The 3,834-nt window shown below is 38.8% G+C and carries 4 protein-coding genes; all 4 read right to left on the bottom strand.

Annotated elements, in window-relative coordinates; all coding sequences use genetic code 11:
- On the bottom strand, window positions 1-207 hold a 207-nt coding region (gene acpP, locus P8M52_RS03420), incomplete at its 3' end, for an acyl carrier protein (protein WP_300307346.1).
- Window positions 208-293: 86 nt separating this feature from the next.
- A complete protein-coding gene (gene queC / locus P8M52_RS03415) occupies window positions 294-980 on the bottom strand; it encodes a 7-cyano-7-deazaguanine synthase QueC (RefSeq protein WP_300307344.1) in 687 nt (228 codons plus the stop codon).
- The gene (gene parE / locus P8M52_RS03410; protein ID WP_300307341.1) at window positions 973-2,856 is read right to left on the bottom strand and encodes a DNA topoisomerase IV subunit B; all 1,884 of its coding nucleotides are present in this window, start codon (window positions 2,854-2,856) and stop codon (window positions 973-975) included. Before parE ends, queC begins: the two co-directional genes overlap by 8 nt.
- 90 nt (window positions 2,857-2,946) lie before the next feature.
- Window positions 2,947-3,834 (bottom strand): chaperonin GroEL (gene groEL, locus P8M52_RS03405; RefSeq protein WP_300307339.1); only part of this gene is annotated, 888 nt, incomplete at its 5' end.

The following is a 3,834-nucleotide window of genomic DNA, read 5'->3' as shown; positions in this document are numbered from 1 at the left end:
GTCAATTGCTTGTTGAACAGTTGTAATATTTTCCGCTTGATCATCAGGAATTTCACAGTCAAATTCTTCTTCAAGAGACATTACTAGCTCAACTGTATCTAGAGAATCTGCACCTAAGTCATCGATAAATGAAGCGTTATTATCGATATCGCCATTTACGTCTAATTGCTCAGATACAACTTTTTTAACTCTTTCCTCAATGCTCATTTGCTACTTCCTGTTTAGTTTAATAAAGTTATTATTTTATCGATTATTGATTGCAAAACAAGCCTAAATTGCAAAAATAATAATAATTATTTTTGATAGCGTGTAGGATCTTTTATGCCTGCTTCAGTAAAGCCTAGTTTTCGATATTCACAAGCATCACAGACACCACATGCTTCACCTTGGTCATTAGCCTGATAACAAGTTGTGGTTTTGGCATAATTCACACCAAGTGACAAGCCTTGATGAATGATTTGTGCTTTGCTAAGTTGAATTAAGGGTGTATGAATGGTGGTTTTATTGCCCTCAACACCTTGTTTAGTGGCCAAGTTTGCCATTGTTGCAAAAGCGTTAATATATTCTTGGCGACAATCAGGGTATCCTGAATAATCTAATGCATTGACACCAATAAAGATATGCTGACAATTAAGCACTTCTGCCCAAGCTAATGCGTAAGATAGAAATATCGTATTTCTAGCAGGAACATAAGTGACTGGAATATTTGTACTTTCGACAAAGTCTGGTACATCGATTTTATCATCAGTAAGTGCTGAGCCACCGATATCAGAGAGTGAAATTTTCATCACACGGTGTTCAGTTGCATTAAACTGAAGGGCAATATTGGCCGCTGCTTTTAGTTCAGATTTTTGTTTTTGTCCATAATCAAAGCTGAGTGCAAAGCAATCAAAATTTTGTGATTGTGCGATGGCTAGGGTTGTTGTGGAGTCAAGTCCACCAGATAACAGTACTACTGCTTTTGTTTTGTTATTAGACATTAGCTAAATTACCTTTTTCTTCTAACCATTTTTTACGATCCGTTGCTCGTTTTTTACTGAGCAACATATCCATTGTTTGCTCCACTTGCAGGGGATTGTCAAGCGTCAGCTGGATTAATCTTCTGGTATCGGGCAACATGGTTGTTTCACGTAATTGAGACGGATTCATTTCACCAAGACCTTTGAATCGCTGTACTTGAATTTTGACACGCTTGTTATCATTCTCAATTTTACGAATAATACTATCTCGTTCTCCATCATCCAGTGCGTAATAAACCTGCTTTCCCGCATCAACTCGATATAAAGGTGGCATAGCAACATAAATATGACCTTCTCTCACTAATTTTGGAAAATGCTTAACGAATAGGGTGCAAATTAAAGTGGCAATATGTGCGCCATCGGAATCGGCATCGGCCAAAATACAAATTTTTCCATACCGTAGGCCGGACATATCTTCACAGTTTGGTTCTAGACCAATTGCAACACTAATGTCATGTATTTCATTGCTAGCCAGCACTTGTTCAGAGTCAACCTCCCAAGTGTTTAAAATCTTACCCCTAAGCGGCAGGATAGCTTGATACTCTTTATCTCTAGCTTGCTTGGCAGAGCCTCCTGCTGAGTCACCCTCTACTAAGAAAACTTCAGTTTGAGATAAATCAGTACTGGTACAGTCAGATAATTTTCCCGGTAGGGCGGGGCCACTAACAATTTTCTTACGAATTACTTTTTTATTCGTTTTAAGTCTGGCCTGTGCATTTGAAATTGCTAGCTGCGCAATTTGTTCAGCGATATCTGTATGTTGGTTAAGCCATAAACTAAAAGCATCTTTAACCACATTTGAAACAAAGCCAGCACACTCTCTAGAAGAAAGTCTTTCTTTGGTTTGACCAGAAAATTGAGGATCTAAAATTTTAATTGAGAGTACGAAAGCAATCTTTTGCCAAACATCATCTTGTGTTAATTTGATATTTTTAGGGATAAGATCTCGAAATTCACAAAACTCTTTTAAGGCGTCAGTTAATCCAGAGCGTAGACCGTTAACATGTGTTCCACCATTGATTGTAGGGATTAGATTGACGTAACTCTCGGCAACAACATTGCTATTGTACTGAGTCCAAGCAAGAGAACAGTTTAATTGCTGCTCTTGGGATTCATAATTCACCACAAAAGGTTGCTCCGGTATACAGTCTAAACCATCAAGTGCCATTGATAGATAATCTTTCAATCCTTCTTGATAAATCCACTTGTCAGTTGTATCGTCAATTTCATTATGAAAATTAACTTCAAGCCCAGGACATAAGACAGCTTTGGAGCGTAAATTATGGCGCAATTTAGTAGCGGAGAATTTAATAGTATCAAAAAATTGAGCATCCGGTGTAAATTTAACTTTAGTACCAGTATTACGTTTTCCAACAGAACCAATAATTTCTAATTCGGTTTTTTTAAAGCCATCGGCAAAACTTATGTGATGCTCTTTGGCGTCACGTTTAATCCAGATTTCAACTAAGGTAGAGAGAGCGTTAACAACCGATATCCCGACACCATGAAGACCACCAGAAAATTGATAGGAATCGTTTGAAAATTTACCACCAGCATGTAATTTAGTTAAAATCACCTCAACACCAGATTGACCCTCGCCTTCATGAATGTCAACAGGCATTCCGCGACCATTATCTTCGACAGAAAGAGAGCCATTTTTGTAAAGTACTACGTTTATTTTAGTTGCATGTCCTGCAACAGCTTCATCAACACTGTTGTCAATCACTTCTTGAGCTAAATGATTTGGACGCTCAGTTTCAGTGTACATACCTGGGCGTTTTCTAACAGGCTCTAATCCTGTTAAAACCTCGATCGAGGAAGAATTGTAATCACTCATATTGTAGATACCCAAGAATATATTTGCTAAGTATCATACCAAAAAAAAGCCCCAAAAAATGGGGCTTTTATCAGCTTAAAAAAATGGTTGTTACATCATGCCATGCATTCCATCACCACCCATAGCAGCAGGCGCTGGTGCGGCTGCTGGATCTTGAGGAATGTCTGTAATCATAGCCTCGGTAGTAATCATTAATCCAGAAATAGATGCAGCATGTTGTAAGGCGGCACGAGTCACCTTAGTAGGGTCTAAAATCCCCATTTCTAACATATCGCCATAAATTTCTGATCCGGCATTATATCCATAGTTTCCAGTATTGTTAGAAACTTCATTTAGCACTACAGACGCTTCACCGCCACCATTATTAACAATTTGACGTAATGGAGCTTCCATAGCGCGTTTTGTTATGTCGATACCGATGTCTTGATCATGATTGTCACCTTTTAAGTCGTTAAGGGCGGCAATAGCTCTTACTAATGCGACACCACCACCTGGAACAACACCTTCTTGAACAGCGGCACGTGTCGCGTGTAATGCATCATCAACTCGATCTTTTTTCTCTTTCATGGCAACTTCAGTAGCAGCGCCAACTTTGATCACTGCAACACCACCAGATAGTTTTGCCATACGCTCTTGTAATTTTTCAAGGTCATATTCTGATGTAGTTTGCTCTATTTGAGCCTTAATTTGAGCAACACGTCTATCTATATCTGCTTTATCACCTGCACCATCAACAACAACCGTCACATCTTTGCCAATTTCTACACGCTTAGCGCTTCCAAGTTGATCTTCAGAAATACCTTCTAGAGAAAGTCCAACTTCTTCAGAAATGACTACGCCACCGGTTAAGATTGCAAGATCTTGTTGAATTGCTTTTCGTCGATCACCAAAGCCTGGAGTTTTAACTGCAGCCACTTTCACAATACCTCTCATATTATTAACTACAAGAGTTGCTAGCGCTTCACCTTCAATGTCTTC

Source organism: Candidatus Thioglobus sp., from assembly GCF_029243085.1.
GTDB lineage: Bacteria > Pseudomonadota > Gammaproteobacteria > PS1 > Pseudothioglobaceae > Thioglobus_A.
This window is presented reverse-complemented; position numbering and strand designations above follow the sequence as displayed.